Source organism: Rhodococcus sp. 1168, from assembly GCF_002091955.1.
GTDB lineage: Bacteria > Actinomycetota > Actinomycetes > Mycobacteriales > Mycobacteriaceae > Rhodococcoides.
In genome coordinates, this window is record NZ_MKKY01000025.1 from 1 (window position 1) to 23356 (window position 23356).

Annotated in this window: 21 protein-coding genes and 2 pseudogenes; 6 read left to right on the plus strand and 17 right to left on the minus strand. The window is 63.2% G+C overall.

Features of this window, described 5'->3' with window-relative positions:
- A partial coding sequence (locus BJI47_RS02280; protein ID WP_088942194.1) for an IS3 family transposase occupies nucleotides 1–924 on the plus strand: 924 nt, incomplete at its 5' end.
- Here the strand turns inward: BJI47_RS02280 and BJI47_RS02285 are convergent.
- Complete coding sequence (locus BJI47_RS02285; RefSeq protein ID WP_088942201.1) at nucleotides 895–1872, minus strand: hypothetical protein; 978 nt, start codon at nucleotides 1870–1872, stop codon at nucleotides 895–897. The genes BJI47_RS02280 and BJI47_RS02285 overlap by 30 nt on opposite strands.
- Before the next feature lie 88 nt (nucleotides 1873–1960).
- Nucleotides 1961–2656: a recombinase family protein gene (locus tag BJI47_RS02290; protein ID WP_088942202.1), complete on the minus strand. Its 696-nt coding sequence runs from the start codon at nucleotides 2654–2656 to the stop codon at nucleotides 1961–1963.
- 208 nt (nucleotides 2657–2864) lie between these two features.
- Between BJI47_RS02290 and BJI47_RS02295 the strand changes: the two genes are divergently transcribed.
- On the plus strand, nucleotides 2865–3122 hold the full coding sequence (locus BJI47_RS02295) for a helix-turn-helix domain-containing protein (protein ID WP_217808499.1): 258 nt from the start codon (nucleotides 2865–2867) through the stop codon (nucleotides 3120–3122).
- Here BJI47_RS02295 and BJI47_RS02300 read toward each other — a convergent pair.
- Both BJI47_RS02300 and BJI47_RS02305 read right to left on the minus strand, forming a co-directional pair.
- Nucleotides 3119–3706: a ClpP family protease gene (locus BJI47_RS02300; protein WP_088942204.1), complete on the minus strand. Its 588-nt coding sequence runs from the start codon at nucleotides 3704–3706 to the stop codon at nucleotides 3119–3121. The genes BJI47_RS02295 and BJI47_RS02300 overlap by 4 nt on opposite strands.
- On the minus strand, nucleotides 3706–4314 hold the full coding sequence (locus tag BJI47_RS02305; protein ID WP_088942205.1) for a ClpP family protease: 609 nt from the start codon (nucleotides 4312–4314) through the stop codon (nucleotides 3706–3708). The genes BJI47_RS02300 and BJI47_RS02305 overlap by 1 nt, the downstream gene beginning before the upstream one ends.
- Before the next feature lie 174 nt (nucleotides 4315–4488).
- Between BJI47_RS02305 and BJI47_RS02310 the strand changes: the two genes are divergently transcribed.
- Both BJI47_RS02310 and BJI47_RS02315 read left to right on the plus strand, forming a co-directional pair.
- Nucleotides 4489–5802, plus strand: a complete 1314-nt coding sequence (locus BJI47_RS02310; RefSeq protein ID WP_088942206.1) for an HNH endonuclease signature motif containing protein — start codon at nucleotides 4489–4491, stop codon at nucleotides 5800–5802.
- Between the two features lie 254 nt (nucleotides 5803–6056).
- Entirely contained in the window at nucleotides 6057–7454 is a 1398-nt protein-coding gene (locus BJI47_RS02315; RefSeq protein ID WP_088942207.1) for a DEAD/DEAH box helicase, read from the plus strand.
- A gap of 63 nt (nucleotides 7455–7517) precedes the next feature.
- Here BJI47_RS02315 and BJI47_RS02320 read toward each other — a convergent pair whose 3' ends face one another.
- Nucleotides 7518–7970 carry a GNAT family N-acetyltransferase gene (locus BJI47_RS02320; protein ID WP_088942208.1) on the minus strand — a complete coding sequence of 151 codons (453 nt, stop codon included), beginning with the start codon at nucleotides 7968–7970 and terminating at the stop codon, nucleotides 7518–7520.
- A 63-nt stretch (nucleotides 7971–8033) separates the two neighbouring features.
- On the opposite strand from BJI47_RS02320, the gene BJI47_RS02325 reads away from it, so the two are divergent.
- Complete coding sequence (locus BJI47_RS02325) at nucleotides 8034–10061, plus strand: ABC transporter ATP-binding protein (RefSeq protein WP_254900335.1); 2028 nt, start codon at nucleotides 8034–8036, stop codon at nucleotides 10059–10061.
- A complete protein-coding gene (locus BJI47_RS02330; RefSeq protein ID WP_088942209.1) occupies nucleotides 10058–10792 on the plus strand; it encodes an energy-coupling factor transporter transmembrane protein EcfT in 735 nt (244 codons plus the stop codon). The genes BJI47_RS02325 and BJI47_RS02330 overlap by 4 nt, the downstream gene beginning before the upstream one ends.
- Before the next feature lie 9 nt (nucleotides 10793–10801).
- Here the strand turns inward: BJI47_RS02330 and BJI47_RS02335 are convergent, their stop codons facing one another.
- From BJI47_RS02335 to BJI47_RS02390, 12 genes and pseudogenes are all read right to left on the minus strand, one after another.
- Complete coding sequence (locus BJI47_RS02335; protein ID WP_088942210.1) at nucleotides 10802–12451, minus strand: substrate-binding domain-containing protein; 1650 nt, start codon at nucleotides 12449–12451, stop codon at nucleotides 10802–10804.
- A 98-nt stretch (nucleotides 12452–12549) separates the two neighbouring features.
- Nucleotides 12550–14196: a VWA domain-containing protein gene (locus BJI47_RS02340; RefSeq protein WP_254900336.1), complete on the minus strand. Its 1647-nt coding sequence runs from the start codon at nucleotides 14194–14196 to the stop codon at nucleotides 12550–12552.
- A gap of 91 nt (nucleotides 14197–14287) precedes the next feature.
- Nucleotides 14288–14722 carry an SRPBCC family protein gene (locus tag BJI47_RS02345; protein WP_088942211.1) on the minus strand — a complete coding sequence of 145 codons (435 nt, stop codon included), beginning with the start codon at nucleotides 14720–14722 and terminating at the stop codon, nucleotides 14288–14290.
- Between the two features lie 80 nt (nucleotides 14723–14802).
- Nucleotides 14803–16434: a cation acetate symporter gene (locus BJI47_RS02350; protein ID WP_088942212.1), complete on the minus strand. Its 1632-nt coding sequence runs from the start codon at nucleotides 16432–16434 to the stop codon at nucleotides 14803–14805.
- On the minus strand, nucleotides 16431–16730 hold the full coding sequence (locus BJI47_RS02355) for a DUF485 domain-containing protein (protein ID WP_084347713.1): 300 nt from the start codon (nucleotides 16728–16730) through the stop codon (nucleotides 16431–16433). Before BJI47_RS02355 ends, BJI47_RS02350 begins: the two co-directional genes overlap by 4 nt.
- A gap of 208 nt (nucleotides 16731–16938) precedes the next feature.
- The gene (locus BJI47_RS02360) at nucleotides 16939–18738 is read right to left on the minus strand and encodes a cation acetate symporter (RefSeq protein WP_088942213.1); all 1800 of its coding nucleotides are present in this window, start codon (nucleotides 18736–18738) and stop codon (nucleotides 16939–16941) included.
- Nucleotides 18675–19040 (minus strand): hypothetical protein, encoded by a 366-nt coding sequence (locus BJI47_RS02365; protein ID WP_088942214.1) that lies wholly within the window; start codon nucleotides 19038–19040, stop codon nucleotides 18675–18677. Before BJI47_RS02365 ends, BJI47_RS02360 begins: the two co-directional genes overlap by 64 nt.
- A 59-nt stretch (nucleotides 19041–19099) precedes the next feature.
- A pseudogene (locus BJI47_RS02370) lies at nucleotides 19100–19906 on the minus strand (LytR/AlgR family response regulator transcription factor); the annotation flags it as partial.
- Between the two features lie 28 nt (nucleotides 19907–19934).
- A complete protein-coding gene (locus BJI47_RS02375; protein ID WP_088942306.1) occupies nucleotides 19935–21104 on the minus strand; it encodes a sensor histidine kinase in 1170 nt (389 codons plus the stop codon).
- 11 nt (nucleotides 21105–21115) lie between these two features.
- The gene (locus tag BJI47_RS02380; protein WP_088942216.1) at nucleotides 21116–21511 is read right to left on the minus strand and encodes an MmcQ/YjbR family DNA-binding protein; all 396 of its coding nucleotides are present in this window, start codon (nucleotides 21509–21511) and stop codon (nucleotides 21116–21118) included.
- A gap of 3 nt (nucleotides 21512–21514) precedes the next feature.
- A complete protein-coding gene (locus BJI47_RS02385) occupies nucleotides 21515–22708 on the minus strand; it encodes a lipase family protein (RefSeq protein WP_088942217.1) in 1194 nt (397 codons plus the stop codon).
- Nucleotides 22709–23338 (minus strand): annotated as a pseudogene (locus BJI47_RS02390) (hypothetical protein); the annotation flags it as partial.
- Between the last annotated feature and the right edge of the window lie 18 nt (nucleotides 23339–23356).

The following is a 23356-nucleotide window of genomic DNA, read 5'->3' on the forward strand; positions in this document are numbered from 1 at the left end:
GTCCGCGTACTTCGCAGCCAATCAACAAAAGTAGAGCTCTACACGTTGATGGCCGCGGAGTACGCGAACTCCGCAGTTCACCGGATGGCGCGCCTGCTCGAGGTGTCGACCTCCGGCTTCTACAAGAACCAAGGACGCAGTGTGACAACCCGATTGGCAGAGCGAGAGCAGCGTAGAGCCGATCTGGAGATCAAGATCCTCGCGATCCACCAGGAGTCGAAAGGCGTGTACGGGGCACCGCGCATCACCGCCGAACTCCACGACCGAGGCGAGGTGATCACCGAGAAAACTGTCGCCAAGATCATGCGATCGCTCGGTGTCGTCGGCATCAGTCCGCGCACGTTCAAGGTCCGCACCACCGTGGTCGATCCGTTCGCCTCGTTCCCTGATGATCTGGTCCAGCGCCGTTTCGATCAGGGTGAACTCGATGCGGTGTGGACTTCGGACATAACGTATCTGACCTGCGGGGAGGGGGATATGTACCTGTGCGCGATCAAGGACGAGCACTCGAAGAAGGTTCTCGGATGGGCCGTGGCCGATCACATGCGCACCGAGCTGGTTGTCGAAGCGTTGGAGATGGCGGTCGCCGAACGTGGCGGCGATGTCGCGGGAACAATCATGCACTCGGACAGGGGATCTCAGTACACTGCTGACATCATGAAGCAGGCGTGTGAACGGTACGGGTTGCGGCGTTCGATGGGTGAAACCGGTCAATGCTGGGACAACGCCGGCGCCGAAAGTCTGTGGTCGACGTTCAAGCACGAGTACTACTACCGGCACACCTTCGTTCATGCCACTGAATTGGTTGCTGCAGTTGACAACTGGATGAACTTCTACAACACTCGCCGTAGGCACTCCACGATCGGGATGCTCAGCCCCACCACGTACGAACAGTCACTGATCGCGCCCATCATGGCCGCGTGACCACTGTCCACTTTTCGGGGGGAACCTCACTGTTCGACGGCTGCGCTTGCTCTTCGGCGTGCCTGTCTCGAAACCACCCCGCACCGCTCGCCGCGTCCGCGTCACGCGTAAAGACCCATTGCGCCCCTCAACCTCCGGCAGCCCCACGTCCCCGACGTTGAGACCTGCAAGCTCTCCCGCGCGGAGTCCACTGTAGGCGCTCGTCGTCACCGCCAGCGCATAAATCGGGTAGCCCTGGACTCTGGCGATGTGGTCGGTGACCGCGCCTACCTGCTCAGCGGTGAGTGGTCGTGCCTCGAACTCCGGGGTGTCCGCGTCGACGGTGGCGGTGGTCCGACCGAGCGGGACCGAATGTACCGGGTTCGCTGGGATCGCCCCATCCACGACCGCAACGTCCAAGATTCGCCGCAACACGTCGTAGGCGGGCTTGATCGTGGTCCTCGCCAACGTAACCATCTCCACCGGCTCGTCGGGCCGGTAGCTGCGCTGCGGTCGCGGACTCAGCAAATCAGCCCGGAAACGGCGAATGTCGGCGGCAGTGATCGAGGCTACGGCCCGCGTGGCGAAGGTGGCTGCAATGTATCGCTTGTAGACGGCTTCGGTCTCCCGCGCATACCTCGGCTTCACCAACCCTGCCAACCCCTCGAAGTACTGCTGAGCGAAGTAACCGAGCGCCTGGTCTCCGAGCTTACGCAATTCTGAGGGCGACGCGGCAACTACCTTATGCCGCTGAGCGTTTAGCTCGTCGCAGTACTCCTGCGCGGCTTCTTTCGAGCGGAACGTTCGCTGCCTGTTGACCTCCTTCGCTCGACCGTCGGGCCTGCCGGGGCTGAATGGAATCGGTCGACCCATCTCGTCGCGGGCCTTCTCGGTCCACCTCACCCGGTACGACGACTGCGGCTTGCTGTTCTTGGTCCGCTTGGTCTCTGCCTTCTCGATGTGGGCCATTGCTACTTCTTTCCGCTGTTGAAGATCACGCCGATGACGGCGAAGGTGATTGGCAGGACGACCATGAGAAATACTGCGATGCCGCCCATCAGGCCACGCCCTCTCGCTGGAGCAGGCGACGGATCGTACTGTGGTGCCAATGAAGGCCGTTGCCTGGGGTGCTCAGCCCGATCTCATCGAGCCGTTTCGCTATGGCCTGCGCGCTCATACCGTCCTCTTGGCGCATGGCGATGATCTCCGCGACAATGCCGGGGTCGATCCGCGACGGCCTGCCTAGCTGCTTGCCCTGCGCCTTGGCTCTACGCAACCCCTCGACAGTGCGCTCCGAAATGCGGCGCTTCTCCTCCGCAGCCATCGCAATGCGAACGTCCGCAAGTAGGCGTTGGCTCGGATCGCCGCTGTCCGCACGGTCACAGTCGAGCAGGCGCCACCCGTTCTTGGCCGCACGCTTGAACAGTGATGCTGCGTCAAGTTGGTCTCTTGTCGCCCGATCCAAGGCGCGGACCAGGAGTGCATCCGCGAGACCAGACTCGATCGCTGCCAACGCAGTAGCTCGACCGAACATCTTCTCGCTGCTTCCGCCACTCACCACGTCGTAAGTGACAGTGAGCAGGTTCAGATCGTTTGCGGCACAGTAGCTTCGCATGTGGTCCTGTTGAGCACCCAGACCATGTCCACGTGTCGATTGCGCGCTGGTCGAGACCCGCACATAGCCAATAACTCTGAGGCCGTTGAGCTTTGACCTTCCTTGTTCACGCTGGTCGAGCGTTTGCATCGTGGTCATTTGATCCTCCTGAAGGTCGCCGAAAGTAGCGGCGTAAACGTCGCCGACGGTCGTTTACGACCAACTGTCTCTCCGCTCTGAGCAGAATCCGGTAAACCGCATTCCGAACAGCACTAGGGTTCGGCCCATGGGTGAGGTCATCAGCATTCAATCGCGCCGGCCGCCGCGCACTTCTGGCAGGGCGACGCCGCTCGGCCGGGCGACGGCCATGGAACCGTTGTGGCGCGAGGTGGTGGGCCGTCGACTACGCGAGCGCCGGCAGTCCCGAGGCGACACATTGTCCGACACCGCGACTCGCGCCGGCATTTCACCGCAGTATCTTTCCGAAGTCGAACGTGGCCGCAAGGATCCGTCGAGCGAGATCCTCGCGGCCGTCGTCGGGGCGCTGGGGACGTCCATTGCCGAGATCGCGGGCCTCGCGCACCGAGACCTCACCCGGGGTGGCGCTACTACGCTCGCCGCCTAGCGGTTTTTCAGAACCTGGTCGACGATTCCGTAGTCGAGAGCTGCCGACGCAGTCAGCACCAAGTCTCGGTCGGTGTCGTGCCGGAGCGTCGCAACGTCTCGGCCGGTGTGCTCGGCGAGTATCGCCTCCATCTCCGAGCGCACGCGCACCACCTCGTCGGCTGCCAGAATTAGGTCTGGGATGGTACCGCGACCTTGCGCTGCCGGTTGATGCAAGACCACCCGACTGTGGGTCAATGCAGATCGACGTCCCGGTGTACCTGCAGCAAGTAGGACCGCCCCCGTCGCGATCGCTTGACCGACACATGTAGTTGCAACGGCAGATCCGATGAACTGCATGGTGTCGTACACCGCGAGCATGGCCGCGGTGTCACCGCCCTCGCAGTTGATGTACATCGATATCTCCCGGTCGGGCGAGTCCGCCTCGAGATGCAGCAACTGCGCGATCAGTGCATTCGCAACACCCGCATCGATGCCGGTTCCGAGGTAGACGATGCGTTCGCTGAGAAGGTGCGAATAGACATCGACGACGCGTTCGCCGCGTGAATCTCTGGTGATGACATTGGGAATGGTGTACGTGCTCATCACTGCACCCCCATCCCGACCGGCATACGACGAGCCGGCATCACCTGATCGAACGAGTCGACGATGGCGTCGACGAAACCGTACTCACGTGCAGCTTCGGCGGTGAACCATCGATCGTGCAGCGAGTCGTCGAAAATCTGCTCGCGCGATTGTCCGGTGTCCTCGGCGATGAGACCGAGCACCGTGTCACGGGTGTGGCGTAAGTCGTTCGCCTGCACCTCCACTTCGACTGCCGAACCGCCGATGCCGGCTGAACCTTGATGCATCAGAATTCGGGCGTGCGGTAAGGCATATCGCTTTCCGTGGGTACCCGAAGACAGCAGGAATTGCCCGGCGCTGCACGCTAATCCGAGGGCAAGTGTCGATACGTCGCACGGCACCAGGCGCATCACATCACGGATGGCGAGCATCGCCGGAACCGAACCGCCCGGAGAGTGGATCCACAAAGCAATGTCGGCCGAGGCATTCTCGGCGGCGAGGGTCAGCAGATGGGTGGTCAAGACGGTCCCGTTGTCGTCGTCGAGTGCACCGTCGAGGACGAGCACTCGATGACGCAACAGCTGTCGGCGGAGGTCGGAGGAGAACATTCGTGGCGTCGAGTCGGTCATGGCTCCACTATTGCTCACGAGAACCGTTGCGCACCAGCATCTCTGCCGAGAGCGGAGATGCCCGACGCCCATCCGCTCACAGCAGCGAAGGGTAAGTCGTCGACTTCAATGGGGTCTTGTGCAACTGGCCGATGTTCGATATTGTCGAACATACGTTCGAGATTGGGGGATCTCATGCAGGTATCCGAGGTACTGGAGTTCGTGGCGCGGCTCAGCGAGCTGAAACCCGAGGCGGACGCGGCTATCGGAATCGACCTGATCACCGCACTGGAGACCGCGACCTGTGCGTGCGCTGCCGCCCAGGCGGTGGCCACCGATGCCGTCGCCGCCTCGATCAGCGAGCAACGGAAGTCGCTCGGAAAACCAAAGGCGCAGTGGCGGGCAGGCCTCGCCTCGCAGATCGGACTCGCGCGGCGCGTGTCCCCGAACAAAGGTGCCACCTACCTCGGATTGGCACGATCACTCGTGCACGAGATGCCGCACACCCTCGACCGCCTACGCGGCGGCGAACTCAACGAGTACCGCGCCATTCTGATCGCCAGAGAGACAGCATGTTTGACGGTCGAGGACCGGCAGGTCATCGATAGACGGCTGTGCGCGGACGGGAACATCCTGAATGGACTCGGTGACGACGCCATCGCCGCGAGGGTCCGCGCGATGGCCGCTGAACTCGATCCCGCGTCGGTAGTGAAGCGCTTCGAAAAGGCGTTCTCGGCGCGCCGCACCAGTACTCGGCCACAACCGGACTTCATGTGCCAATTCACCACGGTGACATCGATGGATCGCGCCGTCTGCATGTGGGCGACCCTCCGACGTGACGCCGACTCGATCGTCAGCGGCGGCGAAGAGAGCCGAACCAGGGACCAGATCATGGCCGATCTGGCATACGAGCGCATCACTGGAACGACATCAGCGGGCGCGGGCGCGCCGGTGTCGGTCAACCTCGTGATCGCCGACACGACTCTTCTCGCCGACAGCACCGTCCCCGCACACCTGCAGGGATACGGAGAGATCCCCGCGGTCATCGCCCGCAAGTTGGTAGGCACTGCGTGTGCGGACACCACACGGGTCGAGCTCCGCAGGGTGTATGCCACCCCCTCGACCGGCGCACTCACCGCGATGGAATCGAAAGCTCGCATCTTCTCACCAGCGCTGGCCCGATTGATCGACGTGCGTGATCGAACGTGCCGAACACCGTGGTGCGATGCACCGATCCGTCACCACGACCACATTCGGTCCTACGCACGCGGAGGCGACACCAGCGCGAGCAACGGCGCAGGCTTGTGCGCCGCATGCAATCACGCCAAGGAGGCAGACGGGTGGAGTGCCGAACCTCGAACAGCACGGAAGCCCGGCGTCATCCACATCTACGACATGACCACACCGACCGGGCATGAGTACAGCTCGACAGCGCCGCCGATGCCCGTGGTCATCAGCTACCCGTCGTTCGTCGAGCAAGAGTTGGTGATCGACCTCTACGCGGCGTAGATGCCTGATAAGTCACTCCGGGAAGGAAACGACAGCGCCACCGGTTACACTGGGCATCGACGCGCGTAGCTGCACGTCAGACGTCGTGGAATGCTTCTACTTCCGCCCGGCCCCGGCCGCGTAGTCCATGTGCACCGCGCACAGGCTTTTCTTACGGCGATCGAAACTGCCCACCGGCAGTCTCGCCACCCCTTTGCACTTGTCGGGCACAGCCCGTGGTGCAACACCTTGCCCGAAAGGCGCATCACATCGTTATGACTACCTTTGCTTCACTCGGCGTTCCGAACGCGCTCGCCGAAGTTCTCTCCAGCCAGGGAAAGGTCGACGCCTTCCCTATCCAGGCTGACACACTCCCCGACACTCTCGTAGGACGCGACGTTCTCGGTCGCGGAAAGACGGGCAGTGGCAAGACACTCGCTTTCTCTATCCCCATGGTTGCCCGCCTCGCCGGACAGCTCCCAGGTAACCGCAAGCCAGGCCGCCCTCGCGGACTGATCCTTGCGCCCACCCGCGAACTCGCAACCCAGATCGCCGCCGCAATCGAACCGTTGGCCGCGGCGTACAAGCTCAGCGTCACGACCATCTTTGGTGGCGTCTCGCAGAACCGTCAGGTATCCGCCCTCAAGGGTGGCGTCGATATCGTCGTCGCCTGCCCGGGCCGGCTCGAAGACCTGATGAAGCAGCGCCACGTCTCACTCGACGGCGTGCAGATCACCGTCCTCGACGAAGCCGACCACATGGCCGACCTCGGGTTCCTTCCGGTGGTGACTCGTATTCTCGCCGCTACCCCGCCGAAGGGTCAGCGTCTCCTGTTCTCGGCGACGCTCGACAACGGCGTGGACAAGCTCGTCAAGCGGTTCCTCACCGACCAGGTGACGCACTCCGTCGACGAAGTCGACTCACACGTAGAAGCCATGACGCACAGCGTCTTCGAGGTCGACGGCGTCGAAGCCAAGAAGAAGCTCGTGCAGCAACTGGCTTCGGGCACCGGACGTCGCATCCTGTTCATGCGGACCAAGCATCAAGCCCGCAAGCTCGCCAAACAGCTCACCGAAGCTGGAATTCCGTCGGTGGACTTGCACGGCAACCTTTCTCAGGGTGCACGTGACCGCAACCTGCTCGCATTCTCCTCGGGTTCGGCGCGCGTACTCGTCGCCACCGACGTCGCCGCTCGCGGTGTTCACGTCGACGACGTTCAGCTCGTCGTGCACGTGGATCCGCCCGCCGAGCACAAGGCATATCTGCACCGCTCGGGCCGTACTGCTCGCGCGGGAAGCGCCGGAGATGTTGTGACGGTCGTTCTCCCAGAGCAGCGCAAGGACACCGCAATCCTCCTGCGCAAGGCCAACATCAAGGTGACCCCGGTCCGCGTCACGGCGGACTCGCCTCAGGTGTCCGAACTGGTCGGCGAGCAGGCTCGGTACGTCGAGCCCGTACCGGTCAAGGCTGTTCAGCAGCCGCGCCAGGGCAGCCCACGCGGCAACGGCAGCTCACGCAGCAGCAACCCTCGCAGCGGCGGCGCTCCGCGTCGCAGCGGCGGCGGCGGTCAGGGCCAGGGAAGCCAAGGCGGCGCAGCACGCCAGCACGCAGCCGGCGGCGGCGGAGGACGTAGTCGTCGTCCCGCAGGGCCTGCCGCGAGCCGTACTCGCTAGATCCAACGAAGACTGTGCGCGCGCAACCGATGGTTGCGCGCGCACAGTCGTTTTCGGACTCGGTTACAGCGTGCGGGCGTAGCAGATCGAGGTCAAGGCATCGACGTACGGGCCGAATGGCTCGATTCTGGTGTAGCCCTCCCGCTCGTAGAACCTCACTGCATCCAGTTGACGCGATCCGGTTTCCAACTTGAGAGTGCGAATGCCGTGGGCTCGTGCGCTCTCTTCTAGTTTGCGCAGGATGGCGATCGATACGCCGCGTCCGCGCTCGGCGGGAATGACGTACATCCGCTTGATCTCCGCTTCCTCGCCCCCTAGCAACCGAAGTCCCCCGCACCCGATGCCCACCGACGAATCGTCGCGCGCGACGACGAATACCAGCATGTCCTCCCCGGACGGTGGCATCCCCGGTTCGTGGCTGCTGTTTCCGTAGCGAGCATCCAGTTCCGCCCGCTGAGCGGCTCGCAATTGCGCCCCGGCCGGGGTATCCCAGCCTTCTTCTTCCACCGTGATCACTCGGGTACGCCTCTCTGGTTCCTGTTGGCGTGAGGGTAAGGACGGTGCTGGCACACTGGACCGGTGACCGTAAGCCGCACCGAACACCGCACGTCGACTGCGTTGACGCCTGTCGAACTCGCGACGGCTGCCGTGATGAGCAGCTTTGCAGTCGCTCTCTCGGTGGTTGCGATGGTGGTTCCGCTGGCCACCGCGTTACAGATCGTAGCTGCTGTACCGATGGCTGTCGTTGCGCAACGCCATCGCACTCGGGTGCTCGTCTCGGCGGCTGTCGCCGGGACTCTCGTCGCGTTCGTTGCCGCCGGATGGTCGACGGCCGTCACCGTGGCCACGGCCGCTCTTCTCGGTGGGATGGTCGGGCGGGCCAAACGTCTCGGCCATGGCCTGTTCCGAGTGCTCGTCACCTCAGCGATCGTCGGGCCCGCCATCGGCCTGGTGACGGTGGGCGTGTTGTTCCTGTTGGCGCCACTGCGTGAGCTGTTTCTCAAAACTATCGAGAACACCATCGAGGGCGTCGCCCGACTGATGGCGAGGACCGAATTTCTGATCCCTGCTGCGGACACGTTGCGCTCGGGTGTCGGTGCCGTGCTGGACAACTGGTGGTGGTGGATACTCGGCACCGCAATATTCAGCATTGTCCTCGGCGTGTTCTTCACATGGCTGATCCTCGGGGCAATTCTCGACCGTCTCTCGACCATCCCCGTCGCTGATCACCTGCCTGCTGCGGTGGACGGAGTGGTGGCACCGCTACCCGTCCGGTTGACCAACGTCGGCTTCAGCTACGAGGGTTCCCGTACCGCCGCCTTGCAGAGCGTCGACCTCACCGTCGATTTCGGGGAGTTCGTCGCAGTGGTCGGACACAACGGGTCCGGAAAGTCGACGCTGACAAGAATTCTTGCGGGGCGCACACCCACCACCGGGACCGTGGACCGTCCCGGTGTCGCCGGTTTGGGGCTGGCAGGTGGAACGGCAGTAGTTCTGCAGCGGCCGGAAAGTCAGATTCTCGGCAGCCGCGTCGGCGACGACGTCGTGTGGGGCCTTCCCGCAGACGCCGAAACCGATATCGACGCGTTGCTGACCGAAGTGGGTCTGGGCGGAATGGGAGCACGCGAAACCTCGACTCTGTCGGGCGGTGAAATGCAACGGTTGGCGGTTGCGGCTGCACTGGCGCGGCGCCCCGCATTGCTGATCGCCGACGAAGCAACCACGATGGTCGACGCCGCAGGCCGAGCGAGCCTGGTGGCACTGCTGGCCGATCTCCCCACTCGACACCGGATGTCCGTCGTACTCGTGACGCATCAAGAACTGGAAACAGCTGCGGCCGATCGCGTCGTACATCTTCACGGCGGGGCGCAGGTGCAACACAGCGCCGAATGGATGCGCACGGCGTTCCTCGACCCGGCGACCACCCACTTTCGTGCCGGATCACCGATCATGACTCTTCGCGGCGTAGGGCACATCTACAACAGGCACACGCCCTGGTCACAGCTGGCCCTCACCGGGATCGACCTGACTGTGCACGCGGGCGACGGGCTACTTGTCCTGGGCGGCAATGGATCCGGAAAGTCCACTCTCGCGTGGATTCTCGCCGGCCTGACCAAGCCGTCGACCGGGACCGCAGAGTTCGAGGGTTCTCCGGTGTCGGACAACGTCGGTGTCGTAGGTCTGGCATTTCAACATTCACGGCTACAACTTCAGCGCCGCACCGTCGCGGAGGACATCGCGGCCGCCGGGGGCCCAGAAGCGGGTTCCGTGCATGTCTCACGCGCGATGGACGCAGTCGGCTTGGATCGACTGCTCGCAGGTCGAGAGATCGATTCACTCAGCGGCGGACAAATGCGTCGGGTCGTCATCGCCGGGCTCGTGGTGAACAAACCTCGGGTGCTCGTCCTCGACGAACCGCTGGCCGGGCTCGATCCGCCGGGGCGAACCGACATCATCGGCGTGCTCGGTCAACTACGACGACAGGGAATCGCGATAATAGTCATTTCGCACGACATCGACGGTATCGACAGCGTCTGCGACCGAACGATTACCCTTGCCAGCGGGCGCATCACGTCCGAAAAGACAAACCGCGGGGTGACGTCGTGACCACTGTTGTACTTCGCCAAGTTCCTCGCCACTCGCCGATCCACCGGCTCTGGGCCGGCACGAAACTGCTGTCGGTGGTGCTCATCAGCATCACGCTGCTGACCGCGCCATCGTGGCCCGCCCTCGGGATCGTCGTCGGCCTGCTGGTGGTCACCGCGATCATCGCGCGCGTGCCGCCTACCGCAATACCCCGCCCGCCGAAGCTGATCTGGGTTCTGTTCCTCATCGGCGCGCTCATCAACGCCCCGTTGGGGTTCTCGGCTGTGCTGCTCTTTCTGCGTGCAATGGTGTTCGCATTCGTGCTGCTCGGGGCGTCGCTGATGATCGGGTGGACGACGTCGATGAGCGATATCGCACCCGCTGTCTCGATTCTCGGAACACCGCTGAAGAAGCTGAAGTTGCCGGTCGACGAATGGGCCGCGACCGTCGCATTGTGCCTACGTTCACTTCCGTTGTTGATCGAGGAAGTGCGCGTCATGATCGCTGCCCGCCGCCTGCGCCCCAAATCTGTCCTCAACAGCGTCGCGGACAATTCGATCGTCGACCTCATCACGGCGACGATGTCCATTGCCATCCGACGGGCGACGGAGATGGGTGAAGCCATCACCGCGCGCGGCGGCGCTGGACAGATAACCGCCTATCCCAGCCGACCGCACCTGTCCGACGTCATTGCCTTCACCGTCGTCGTGCTCAGCTGCGCCGCAGCACTGGTGGTCACGTTCGCGTTGTGAGCGATGCGGCTATTCCCCGCCGATACGTTGCGTTCGACTGTTGAGCGCTTTGACGAACACGTCAGGGATGTCGCGCGGGTCCTCGGCGATGTAGCTCGTCCCGCCAGTGGCCGCGGAAATCTTCTGCAGGGCAACGGGATCCGCGTCCGTAGTAATACCGATTGTCACGATGACCACGGGTCGTACTGGATCCTGCTCGCGTTTGAGAGTGGCGATCAGATCGTCGAGACTAGGACTACCCGCATCTTCGTTGGCGCCGTCGGTCAAGAGAATGACGCTGTTGACGAAGTTGGGGTTGTAGCCTGCTTTGACATTGCGGAAGGCAGCGAGCGTCGTGTCGTAGAGACCGGTGCCCCCGCCGACCAACGACGGTAGCGTCCGGATTCCGGCCAGGATTGCTTCGCGTTGAGGAAGACCGTTGACGACGTTACTTTCGGGTCCGATGGGGACCAGTTCGCGATAATCCTGATTACCTCCGCCGAGGCCGATCGAGAACGCCCACAAGCCCATCTCTGCTTGCGAGTTGAACAGTGCGTTACCGCCGAGACTGGCCTCCACGGTCAGCGCGATGCGGGTCGAGTCCCCCGACTTGGCTGCCATCGACCCGGACACGTCTTCGACCACAACGGTCCGCAGTGGCAGCGCCAGGACAGACCAGTCCCGCAGCGTCGACTCGATGGAGAGTGGATTTTTCAGCTCGAGGGCGGCGACCGACCCGACACCGGTGCCGTCGGTCAACGGAGTTCCACTGGCCTGTCGAAAGCCTGCGTCGAGCAGCGCGTCAACTGTCGTCGAGTTCGCCAACAACGAGGCCAGAGCAGTCCCTGCCTTCTTCGCGGCGTCGTAGTCCGGTCCCATTGCTGCGGTCACGGCAAGTGGGTAGTCCAAAAAGTAACTGCCGGTCGGAGGGACCGACGCGAGCAGAGGCGCTTGCGGGTTGGCCTTGTTGTAGGCCACCACGCTCTGTTCGGTGGCGACACTGCTACCTCCCTCAGCAGCGACCTGCGCTATCAGGTCGGTCGTGCCGTGCGGTGTGTTTGCGATTCGCCCGAAGTCCTGGGCGATAGGAACGAGCGCCGCCGAGACTGCCTTCGGATCGGAGATCGAGACCTCTGATTCGGCCAACGCACCCAATATCGAGGCAATCGACGCGCTGCTGTTGAGTGGATCTCCGATTCGCTGCTGCGGAGTCTGCAGAACCTGCAGCCAATTCTGTGCCGTGGATGGTTCGCCCACTCTCGTAACCACGACCGGCAGCGTTTTGGCGACCGCGGACTTCGCAACTTCCGGTAGCGCCCCCGTCGAGCGGAGTGTCTTGAGCAACCAGAGCGTCGAATCGGGAATCCACAGGTCGGGCCGGCTGCCATCGATACCTGCAAGCTCCGTTGCGGTGTCGGTCGGAGCTTCGGCGCGAACCTCGAAATCGGTACAACCGCGGTCGAGCTCGCTGGACCGGCTCAACACCTCGGTCACCACCGGCTCGATGGTCGGGTCCACGGCCAGTGATACCTGGCCCGTGGAATCGCAGCCTGCCACCGTCGCACGTACGGCCTGGACTCCGAAGTACGCGCCCACGACGACCACGACCGCGACCACCACAACCGCTGCCCATTTTGCAGCCGGAGTACTCCGAGTTCCTGTTCCGTGACGCCCAGACATTTCCGCGCACTCCCCCATTGGTCAGCTAATTAGCAGCGACCTGCATCATGCACCAAATTGCGACCTATGGAGACGCTTACCCCAAAAAAGCCAGAAAATCAGCGACCTGATCGACTTTTGAGAGCATTCACGAACACATTGGGAATTTCTGCGGGATTTCGAGCCAAAAAGCTTGTACCGCCAGTGGCCGCAGAGATCTGTTGGAGAACCCCAGCGTCGGCGTCGTCGGTGATGCCGATGGTGACGATGATGACCGGCTTCGTCGGGTCCTGCTCCGAGCGGAGCGTGGAGAGCAACTCCTCTAGCCCCACGCTGCCTGGATCCTCGTTGGAACCGTCGGTCAGGATGATGACGCTGTTGATGTAGTCGGGATCGTATCCCTCTTTGACCTTGCGGAAGGCGGCAAGAGTCGTGTCGTAGAGGCCAGTGCCGCCACCTACGAGACTCGGTAGGGTGCCGATCTGCTGGACGATGACATTTCGTTGCGAGGTCCCGTTCACGTCTTCGTCGAGACGGCGAATCGGAACCAATTCTTTGTAGTCCTGGCTTCCGCCACCGAGACCGATCGAGAACGCCCACAGCCCTAATGCCGCATTGTTGGGGAAGAGCTTGCTTCCCGTTTCGCTGGCTTGAACGGTCAATCCGATGCGAGTGTCCGCACCGGCACCGTAGGCCATCGAACCGGAGACGTCCTCCATCACCAGAGTCCGCGACGGGAGGGCCAGGACTTGATATTGCCGCAACGTCGCCTCGGCGGTCTGCTGGTCGGCGATGGTCAACGTCAGGATCTTTCCGACACCGCGGCCGTCGCTGAGAGGTGTGTTGTCCGGTGAGCGGAAGCCCGCATCGGACAGCGCTGCCAGACCGGAAGAGGAGCCCATTGCATCGGCGACGGCGAGGCCGACGGTCTTGGCGCTCTCGTGAGATTCACCGGCGGGTTCGGTGACGGCGAGTGGATAGTTGAGGAAGAAGCTTCCCGTCGGCGGTGTCGTGGTGCCGAGTTCGGTGCCGGTCGAGACCTCGTAGTCCACCAGCGTCTGCTCGGAGACGACCGAAACGCCACCATCGGCAGACATGTCGTCGAGGCGGACAACCGGATCTGCTTCGCCTCTCGTCGAAGCCTGTGCCTGTGCGATCGGCACCAGGGCAGCGGAGACGGAGTCGACTGTGGCGGCGTCTGCACCGGCCTCGGCAAGGGCACCGAGGATCGCGGCGTCGGAGATCGTGTTGGTCAACGGATTTCCGATCCGGAGACTTTTCAGTTGTAGTGCGGTGAGCCAGGTATCGAAGAAGGGCACCTCGTCTAGACGAGCGGCGATCACCGCAGGCGAACTCGCGACGGATTGGCTGGCGAGGTCGACGAGCGAACCGGTGGCCCGCACAGTCTTACCCACCCAGAGTGCCGAATCCGGTATCCACAGCGAGGGAACATCCACGCCCTTGGACACGGCGGCGGATACCTCTCCCGAGTCGGTGGCCGTCACCTCGATGTTTGCGCAACCGAGATCCTCGGCCGATGTGTCGTCTATCACATCCTGCACGACGCTCGCGATCGCCGGGTCGGCAGCAAGCGTGTAAGTGGAAGGATCCTTGCACCCGGACCCGAATGCTTTCTGCGCGGCGAAGACGCCGACGCCGACGATCACCAGAAGTACGACAGCGAGAACGCCGTACTTCACCAATCCGGTCGCGTCGGCCGTCGAACGCGCGGCACTGTGTTTCGCTGGACTGTGTCTACCAGGCATTGTGAAGAACCTCTCCGTATGAGCAAGAGCCTCCGATCAGACCCCCGCTGCGCGGCTCGCCGAAGCGTAGCGCGGCTTTGACCTGCACGCGTTATGCGTAGAGCGACTCGAAGGTCTTCAACGAGTTCTCGATGTCACCTTTGAGAGCTCTCGCAACGCCAGAGCCGATGGGACCGAACAGGGGTGCACCACCGAGATCGATGTCGAGAGTCAACTGCGAACCGCCGTTTCCCGCGGCGCTCACCGATAGCACGAGGGTGATCTTGACGCCACCTTTGCCGTTGCCCTTCAGCTTCAGCTTGTTCGGCGGATCGTAGCTTTCGATGGTCCAGCGCACCCGATTGCGCATGCCTTTGACACTGGCGACCGAGTCGAGAGTGGTGCCGACGGCGAGCTCGGCGGGTAACTCACCGCGCCACGCCTCGTGGATGGAAAGCCACTTGTCGTAGTCGGAGAGATCGGACGCATGCGTCCACGTTTGTGCCGGGTCGAGGGGGACGTCGGCGGTCACTTTGAGCTTGGCCACAGCACGGATGGTAGCCGGACACGTCGAGACGCCCGTGTGAGGAGCACACACACGGGCGTCTCGATTGGAAAATCCCAAGGTCAGTGAGCTGAGGCCTTCTCTGCTCCGATGCCGGTCAACGAACGGACCTCCATCTCGGCCTGCTTCGCTCTACTCTCCGAATCCTTGGAAATCAACGTGCCCACGATGCCGAGGACGAACGCGAGCGGGATCGATACGATGCCTGGGTTCGACAGCGGGAACCATGCGAAATCCGATCCGGGGATCATCGAGGTCTTCGAGCCGGACACCGCAGGCGAGAAGATGATCAGGACGATGGTCGAGATCAAACCGCCGTACATGCTGAACAGTGCGCCGGTGGTGTTGAACCGACGCCAGAACAACGAGTACAGGATGGTCGGGAGATTCGCTGCCGCAGCGACGGCGAACGCTAGTGCGACGAGGAATGCGATGTTCTGACCGTTGGCAAGAATTCCGAGGCCGATGGCGATGACACCGATGACGACGGCTGTGATGCGCGACACCTTGACCTGCTTCTTCTCGTCGACCTTGCCCTTCTTGATGACACCGGCATAGATGTCGTGGGCGAAGGATGCCGACGCGGTGATGGTCAATCCTGCGACGACCGCAAGGATCGTCGCGAAGGCTACTGCCGAGATGACGCCGAGGAGAATGACGCCACCGAGTTCGAAAGCGAGCAGTGGCGCAGCGGAGTTCTGGCCACCTGCCGAAGCGAGGATCCGGTCCGGTCCGACGATCGCGGCGGCACCGTACCCGAGTACCAGGGTGAACAGGTAGAACGCACCGATGAGAGCGATCGCCCATACGACGCTGCGTCGAGCTTCTTTCGCGGTAGGCACCGTGTAGAAGCGCATCAGAACGTGCGGTAAACCTGCGGTGCCGAGAACCAGTGCGATACCGAGCGAGAGGAAGTTGATCTTCGACGTCGCACTGCCGCCGTACTGCGCACCTGGCTCGATGATGTCGCGTGCGGCGACTGTGGCGTCGGCGGATCCGGACACCATGGTCTGCGCGCTACCGATGAGCTCGGAGAAGTTGAGTCCGAACTTGGCCAGCACGAGAACGGTCATGAACGCGGCGCCGACGATCAAGAGCACGGCCTTGATGATCTGCACCCAGGTCGTGCCCTTCATCCCGCCGATGAGGACGTACGCGATCATCAGCACACCGACGATCGCGATGACGATCGACTGACCAGTGCGGTCGGAGATGTCGAGCAAGAGGGCGACGAGGCCACCCGCGCCTGCCATCTGCGCCAGCAGGTAGAACAGCGAGACCGTCAGCGTCGACAATGCAGCAGCCGTGCGCACCGGCCCTTGCCGCAACCGGAAGCTCAATACGTCTGCCATCGTGAATTTGCCGGTGTTCCTGAGCAATTCGGCGACGAGTAGCAACGCGACGAGCCACGCGACGAGAAAGCCGATGGAGTACAGAAAGCCGTCGTACCCGTAGACGGCGATTGCACCGGCGATACCGAGAAAGCTTGCGGCAGAAAGGTAGTCACCGGCGATCGCGATGCCATTCTGCGGTCCGGAGAAGCCACCGCCTGCGGTGAAGAACTCCGACGCCGTGGTGTTCTTCTTGCTGGCCCGGATGACGACGACCATCGTGATGAGCACGAAGGCCACGAAGATGGAGATGTTGACTATTGGCTCGCCGACTGTCGTGTCCGCTGCTTGCGCGAGATTCATCGCTTCAACTCCTGGGAGGCTTCCATCTCGGTACGCAGGGCCAGCGCGCGTGGGTCGAGTTCACGGTTCGCGAATCTCACGTAGATGCCAGTGATCGCGAAGGTGGTGACGAACTGTCCGAGACCCAGCAACAAGCCGATGTTGATGTTTCCCCAAACGAGAGTGGACATGAAGTCCGTCGCATAGGTGCTGAGCAAGACGTACACGAGGTACCAGAGGAGGAAGAACGCCGTCATCGGAAAGACGAAGCTGCGCAATCTACGTCGGAGCTCCTGAAACTCCGGACTCGCCTGCATGTCGATGAATGCCTGCGCATCCGGTGGCGGCGGTGAAGTATCCGGTCGTGTCACCTTGTCAGCTCCTCATCTCGCTCGTCACGGGCTGTGACTCACATCTGAGGGAAAACTGTAAGAGAGCCAGCTCACAAAATGATGTAGTGGTGGCGATCACACGCTCAGCTGTCGGGTTGTGCGCCGAACGGTCGTGTGGCAACGGCGAACGGGCTCACAACTCCTGCTCACGATCGCGTCCCACACCGAGACGTTCGGGCGCATGAAGCCTGGTGAAGATTCGGCCGACGTCGGCCGGAATCGACGACGACGTCACCTTGCTCACCACGATCATCAGAGCGAACGCTATCGGCACGCTGACCGCGGCCGGGTAGCCCAGAATCGCCGTGACCCAGCCGCCCCACAGTCGATCGGGAATGCCGAACACCGACAACGACGCGGCGCCGAGCGATAAGACGCCGCCGCCGATCAGTCCTGACGCCGCCCCGGCCGGAGTCAGGCCGCGCCACCAGATACCGAGCACGAGCAGCGGACAGAGAGTCGACGCGGCGACGGCGAAGACCAGACCCACCGTCCTGGACAAGTCGAGCGAGACCAATCCGAGGGACAGAACCAGCGGAACCACCCCCGCGAGAATCGCAGCGATGCGGAAGTCTCGGACTCTGCCCCGCAGAACATCGGTGCTCAGCACCCCGGCGATGCTTACCAACAAGCCCGAGGACGTGGACAGGAATGCAGCGATCGCACCGGCCGCGACGAGGGCGGCGAGCAGCTGCCCTCCCACCCCGGACAGCACCGAACCCGGCAACAACAGCACGGCCGCATCGGAAGCTCCGGTGATCAGCAGTTGTGGCACGTACAGGCGCGCGAAGACTCCGAGCAGCGTGGGAAACAGGTAGAAGACGCTCAGTAGGCCGAGCACAGTGAGCGAGGTCAGCCGGGCTGCACGTCCGTCGGGGTTGGTGTAGAACCGCACCAACACGTGCGGCAGACCCAGGGTGCCGAGGAACGTCGCGAGTATCAGCGAATAGACCTGATACATCGGATGCGTTCCACCGAGACCCCAACCGGGCGTGGCCCATTCGCGATCGATCGTCGGCGCACCTGCGACTACCGGCACCGGCGAATGCGCGTCGAGAATCAGCGATGTCCCCTCACCCAGTTCGTGTGTGCCGTCGTCCAGGACGATCCTGCCGTCCACCGGTTCGTCGTCGACAGTGCCGTACACGGTCACCTCGATGCGCGAATCCACCTGCACCAGAACATCTGTGCTGATCTCGACGGTGGTCTCGCGGTCGACCGTCGGCGGGGCCGAACTCCCCACCACGCGATCGTCGCCGTAGAAGTGCAGTGCCAGGACGACGGCGGGGACGGCAACAGCGGTCAGCTTCAGCCAGTACTGGAACGCTTGCACGAAGGTGATCGAGCGCATGCCGCCGCCCACCACATTCGCGATGACGATGACACCGACCAACGCTGCGCCGACCCAACCGGGTACGCCGAGGAGAATGTTCAGCGTCAACCCCGCGCCTTGGAACTGCGGAACCAGATAGAGCGCACAGATGATGACGACGACGACCATCGCAAGCTTGCGGAGCCACAGTGATCCCAGCCTGAACTCGGCAAAGTCGGGGACGGTGTATGCGCCACTTCGTCGTAGCGGTGCGGCGACGAACAACAGCAGGCCGAGGTAGCCGGCGGTGAAGCCGATCGGGTACCACAGCGCGTCGGCGCCGTATTTGGCGACGAGCCCGGCGACTCCGAGGAACGAGGCGGCGGAGAGGTACTCCCCCGAGATCGCCGCGGCGTTCCAACGCGGCCCGACAGTACGTGACGCGACAAGAAAATCGGAGGTGGTGCGGGCCAACCGGACACCGTAGATTCCGATCGCAACGGTAGCGACGGCGGCAGCCAACAACGCCGCCACCGTTACCCACGGCACTGCCACGGCTAGTCGTCCACGAGATCGGTGAATTCGTGTTCGTTGCGCTCCGCCTGGCGCACGTAGATCCATCCCACACCGAGAAGCAACGGGTAGATCAGCACGCCGAGTACCAACCAAGGCAGTCGAATCCCGAACACCACGGCATCGGCGAATGCTGGAACCAAGAGTCCGACAAGCGGAATCGCGAACAGTACACCCAACGCCAGAGCGGCCGATCGGATCGACAACCACAACTGAGCGCGCACGAGGCTTCGCACCATCGCGTCGCCCACTTCGGTCTGCTCCTGCACCTCGACCCGGGTGCGCACGATTCTTGCCCCACGCCGTTGCGCGAGGATCACACGCTGCCGCGCGGGCTTGCCATCCGTCATGGATTGGGCCAAGACTGTTTGGACCCAGCCTGTTTGGACCCAGCCTGTTTGGATCCAGCCTGTTTGGACCATGCCTGTAATGGCCCGCGAACGAGACGGTCCTTCAGCTCGCGGGCATGTCTGCGGCTCACCGGCAGCTCGACGGCGGCAAGCTCGCCTTGCATTCGTAGGCAGACCACCAGCCCCGATCCGACGCTTTTGATGCCCGTCACCAGTGCCAAGGATACGAGGTAGGAACGGTGCACTCGCAGAAATCCGATGTCGGCCCAGCGGCTTTCGAGCGTCGAGATCGGAATCCGAACGAGGTGCGACCCCCCGGTGGTGTGCAGCCTGGCATAGTCGCCCTCCGCCTCGACCCACCCGACGGACGAGCGTTGCACCAGCGTTGTGGTGCCGCCGAGTTCCACGGGAATGATCTCGTCACTCCCCGCAGATTCCTGACCGCCGGTGCTGCGGCCCGCAGCGACGATCCGGCGCAACGACTCGGCGAGCCGCTCCTCGCGCAAGGGTTTGAGCAGATAGTCCACGGCACCGAGATCGAACGCAGCAACCGCACGGTTCTCGTGTGCCGTCACGAACACCACGGCAGGCGGCCGAGCGAAGTTCGCGAGAATTCCAGCGAGTTCCAAGCCGTCGAGACCCGGCATGTTGATGTCGAGAAATACAGCATCGACGACGGGTGAGGACGGGCCCGGTTGCTGCTGTAGCCGTCGCAGTGCGGTGGTGGCGTCCGAAGCCATATAGACCTGACCGACGACATCCTGCCTGCTCAACAGGTATGCAAGCTCGTCGAGCGCAGGTTTCTCATCGTCGACTGCGAGCACAGTCAGACCAGGATGGGCCGGGGCTTCGGGAGTTGGAGTCATGGGCGCCGCTCATGTTGCCAGATGAAGGTCACGCTCGAATACCTGCTTTGAACTTCGGCACCCGCATGCTCACCTTCGTACCCGATCCCGGCGCAGTGTCGACGACGAGGCCGTAGTCGTTGCCGAAAGCAGCACGCAACCGGTCGTCGACGTTCGACAGCCCGACGTGAGCGTGGGTCGACCCTTCGGAGTCGGCGCTCGGGAAACCTGCGCGCAGCAGTTCCGGATCCATCCCGACGCCGTCGTCCTCGACGCTGATCAAACAGTCGGTGCCCTCGTCGGCCGCCACGATCGTGATGCTGCCGCCGCCGGGGTGGCCTGCGAGCCCGTGCCGTACGGCGTTCTCCACCAGCGGTTGCAGCGCCAGGAACGGCAGCGCGACGCCCAAGACCTCAGGAGCTACCTGCAGCGTCACCTGGAGCGCGTCGCCGAAGCGTGCGCGTTCGAGCGTCAGGTACCGGTCGATGTTGCGCAACTCGTCGGCGAGGACGGTGAACTCTCCTGCGGTTCGGAACGAGTATCGCGTGAAGTCGGCGAACTCGAGTACCAGTTCACGTGCCCGATCAGGATCCGTTCGCACGAACGAGGCAATGGTGCCGAGCGCGTTGTATATGAAATGTGGGCTGATCTGAGCTCGGAGCGCCCGAACCTCGGCACGATCCAACCTCGCGCGGGATGCGTCGAGTTCGGCGAGTTCGATCTGGCCACACGCATAGCGCGCGACCTCGGCGATAGCACCGAGCATGCCGGGTCCCGGCACCTTCGTGGTGACGGCACCGAGAACACCGACCACCCCGACGTCCTCGATGAGCAAAGGCTGGGCGATCAACGCACGTACCGCATGGTCCCCGCCGAGCGGATACGCCAACAGCACCCGACGCTCGCCGTCGATCGCGCGTCGAGCGGCTTGGTGAAAGAGCTCCGACAGCTCGTCGTAGGGGCCGTTCCAGGTCAACAGTTCACCGTCCGCGTCGCTTACCCCGAGTGCGTCGGTCCCGGTCAGTGCACGTAGATGAGGGGCCGCCTCGGCTGCGGATTCCACAGCCAGTCCCTGCCGAAGTGGTCGTGCCGCAAGTGAGGCAGTGTGCAATGTCGAATGGACTGCCCGCTCCTCCGGCGTCGTCAGTGCGCGGCGCCCCCGCAGGCCGATCACAGCGATGGCGACGACTGCGAACGCCACGATCACGGCGAACCACATGAGCGCAGAACTCACTCCGGTTGCCGCTCCGCATCGAGTTGGGTGATGAGCGTTCGCGGCGCGACGGTTCGGTACGCATCCTCGACGATATCGGCGATCTGCTCCCAGTCCTGTTCGACGTCGAGGTACACCCCGATCCAGCCGCGACCGCCGACGTACGGTGGATCGTAGAATCGGCTCCCATCACGAGCGATCCAATCCTGTTGCGCCCCGGCAGGAGCTGCTGCCACGAACCCGATGCGGTCGTCGTGATGATGGTCGGCGAACATGACGAATTGCGGTGACTTACGGACGAACCATGCAGGCTCGCCGTGACTGACGCGTTCGGTTGCCTCCGGCAGTGCCATGCACAGCGCGCGCAACATCAGCAGTGGCTCGGCGGCCTCTGGTGTCGGTCGATCGAGCATCCTTCAGCCTCCCTGGCAGGTATCACTTGCAAGTTGTCCCGCGAGACGACCGCTGAGCCACTCGACTGCGTCGTTCGTCGCGCCTTGATCGGAATGACCCTGGTCCGGCGATCGACGAAGCTCGACGACGTCACCCATCGAGCATGCCTGTGTGACGGCGTCCTGTGTCCATTTCGGGTCGATCAGTTGATCCTGCTCGCCGACGACGACCAACAGCGGGGCACCAGTCGGGGTTCGTGGCAGTGCTACCGAACGCAACCAGTCGACCATCGTGATGCGGGCAGCCTCGGTAGCAGGCTTCGCGTCACTCGGCATCAATCGCGTTGCTGCTTCCGCCTTCTGGAAACCGAGCAGGTCCGTGCACGCCGTCAGGGCTCGCTGATCTGTCACCAGCGCGCCGCTGATGTAATCGGAGTCGGAAACGTCCGGCTGCTGTGAGCGGAGCCCGTCCACCAGAAAAGGGACCAACAGCATTCGAGCAAGAGTGTTCGACGCGTCGAGATCGAACATGGGGGCGAGATCGAGAACAGGCGACAGCGCAGCACTGCCGACGAGTTCGAGACCGTCGCCGTAGTCCGTGCGCTCGGCAGCGGCCCACACCGCTTGTCCACCTTGCGAGTTACCGACGGCACCCCATCTGGTTCCGGTATCGGGCACGACATTGCGGGCTGCTCGGACGGCATCGATGATGTTGTGGGCCGCTGCATCGGGATCGAGATAGGGATGCTTCCCCGGCGTCCCGAGGCCTTCGTAATCGGTCATCGTGACCACCATGCCGCGTTCGAGGAACGGCGCTACCGTGCCGATGGTGCCCAACAGGTTCGGGTAGAGCGAGGGCGCGCATTCGTCGGTGACCCCGGTCGTGCCGTGTCCGACGGACACGATCGGCCAGCCACCTGCGGGCGGAGCCCCTTTAGGCACGAACACCACTCCCGACACCTCGGTGCCGGTATCTCCCGTTCGCGATGTCGACCGATACACGACGCGGGTGGCGGTGGCACCGAGGACGCGGACCGCAAGATCGGTATGCCCAATCTCGATCGAGGAGACGATCGAACCGCGCTCGGCGCCGACCGGCGCAGCAGGAACGGGAGCGTGAGCGGGTGGGAATGTCACCGCTTGGGGCTGAGCGCAGGCAGCCAGGGTCAGCACCGATAGGGTCAGCGCCGAAAAGGCCGCCATTTTCGTCCTGCGCATCTACCTGCTCCTACGATCGATGCGAGCCTCGGCAGCAGCCTCTTCGACGTCGAGACCGTCGAGGACGTCTCGAAGAACCTCGTCGTCGAGCTCGCCGGAGTCTCGCGCTTGGACAAGGGCGGCACGCTGCGCCACCAGAACGTTTCGGCGAAGCGCATCGAACAGTGCCCCTGCAGCGGCTGCCCGTTCCTCATGGTCCTCGGTTTCGTCGGCGTCCATTCGGGCGCGAACGGATCTTCTTACTCGTTCGAGAACGGCATCGACGGATTCTTGCCTCACACCCGGAAGTCCCTCGCGCGCAGCGCCCCTCATGTACGTTTCGGCCGCTGTGCGGGAAATGGTCCGCGCGAGAGCCCACTGCTCGTCGTTCTGTTGCTTCTCGTGTGGGTCGGCAACGTCCAAGCGACGGATCAGGTAAGGAAGCGTCAGCCCTTGAATCGACAACGTGCCGACCGCGACGACGAAGGCGAGAATCAAGAGCGCATACGCGAAGATGTGCAGCACCGGTAGGCCGTCGGCTCGAACATCCTCGATGACGAACTTCAGTTGCAGACCCATGTACGCGAACACGAACGCCTCGAGCAGAAGGTCGACCGTGGGCCACACCTGACGTTCTTGAATTCTGGTGGCACGCCCGGGACGAAGGTT

Bases quoted from the DNA above. Each gene is read 5' to 3' on its own strand.
- BJI47_RS02385 (WP_088942217.1), bottom strand. From the start codon at position 22,708: ATGCGCAGGACGAAAATGGCGGCCTTTTCGGCGCTGACCCTATCGGTG.
- BJI47_RS02315 (WP_088942207.1), top strand. From the start codon at position 6,057: ATGACTACCTTTGCTTCACTCGGCGTTCCGAACGCGCTCGCCGAAGTT.
- BJI47_RS02285 (WP_088942201.1), bottom strand. From the start codon at position 1,872: ATGGCCCACATCGAGAAGGCAGAGACCAAGCGGACCAAGAACAGCAAG.
- BJI47_RS02305 (WP_088942205.1), bottom strand. From the start codon at position 4,314: ATGACCGACTCGACGCCACGAATGTTCTCCTCCGACCTCCGCCGACAG.
- BJI47_RS02310 (WP_088942206.1), top strand. From the start codon at position 4,489: ATGCAGGTATCCGAGGTACTGGAGTTCGTGGCGCGGCTCAGCGAGCTG.
- BJI47_RS02360 (WP_088942213.1), bottom strand. From the start codon at position 18,738: ATGGATCTACGTGCGCCAGGCGGAGCGCAACGAACACGAATTCACCGA.
- BJI47_RS02365 (WP_088942214.1), bottom strand. From the start codon at position 19,040: ATGACGGATGGCAAGCCCGCGCGGCAGCGTGTGATCCTCGCGCAACGG.
- BJI47_RS02300 (WP_088942204.1), bottom strand. From the start codon at position 3,706: ATGAGCACGTACACCATTCCCAATGTCATCACCAGAGATTCACGCGGC.
- BJI47_RS02355 (WP_084347713.1), bottom strand. From the start codon at position 16,730: ATGCAGGCGAGTCCGGAGTTTCAGGAGCTCCGACGTAGATTGCGCAGC.
- BJI47_RS02375 (WP_088942306.1), bottom strand. From the start codon at position 21,104: ATGTGGTTCGCCGTGATCGTGGCGTTCGCAGTCGTCGCCATCGCTGTG.
- BJI47_RS02335 (WP_088942210.1), bottom strand. From the start codon at position 12,451: ATGTCTGGGCGTCACGGAACAGGAACTCGGAGTACTCCGGCTGCAAAA.
- BJI47_RS02340 (WP_254900336.1), bottom strand. From the start codon at position 14,196: ATGCCTGGTAGACACAGTCCAGCGAAACACAGTGCCGCGCGTTCGACG.
- BJI47_RS02295 (WP_217808499.1), top strand. From the start codon at position 2,865: ATGGAACCGTTGTGGCGCGAGGTGGTGGGCCGTCGACTACGCGAGCGC.
- BJI47_RS02290 (WP_088942202.1), bottom strand. From the start codon at position 2,656: ATGACCACGATGCAAACGCTCGACCAGCGTGAACAAGGAAGGTCAAAG.
- BJI47_RS02380 (WP_088942216.1), bottom strand. From the start codon at position 21,511: ATGCTCGATCGACCGACACCAGAGGCCGCCGAGCCACTGCTGATGTTG.
- BJI47_RS02350 (WP_088942212.1), bottom strand. From the start codon at position 16,434: ATGAATCTCGCGCAAGCAGCGGACACGACAGTCGGCGAGCCAATAGTC.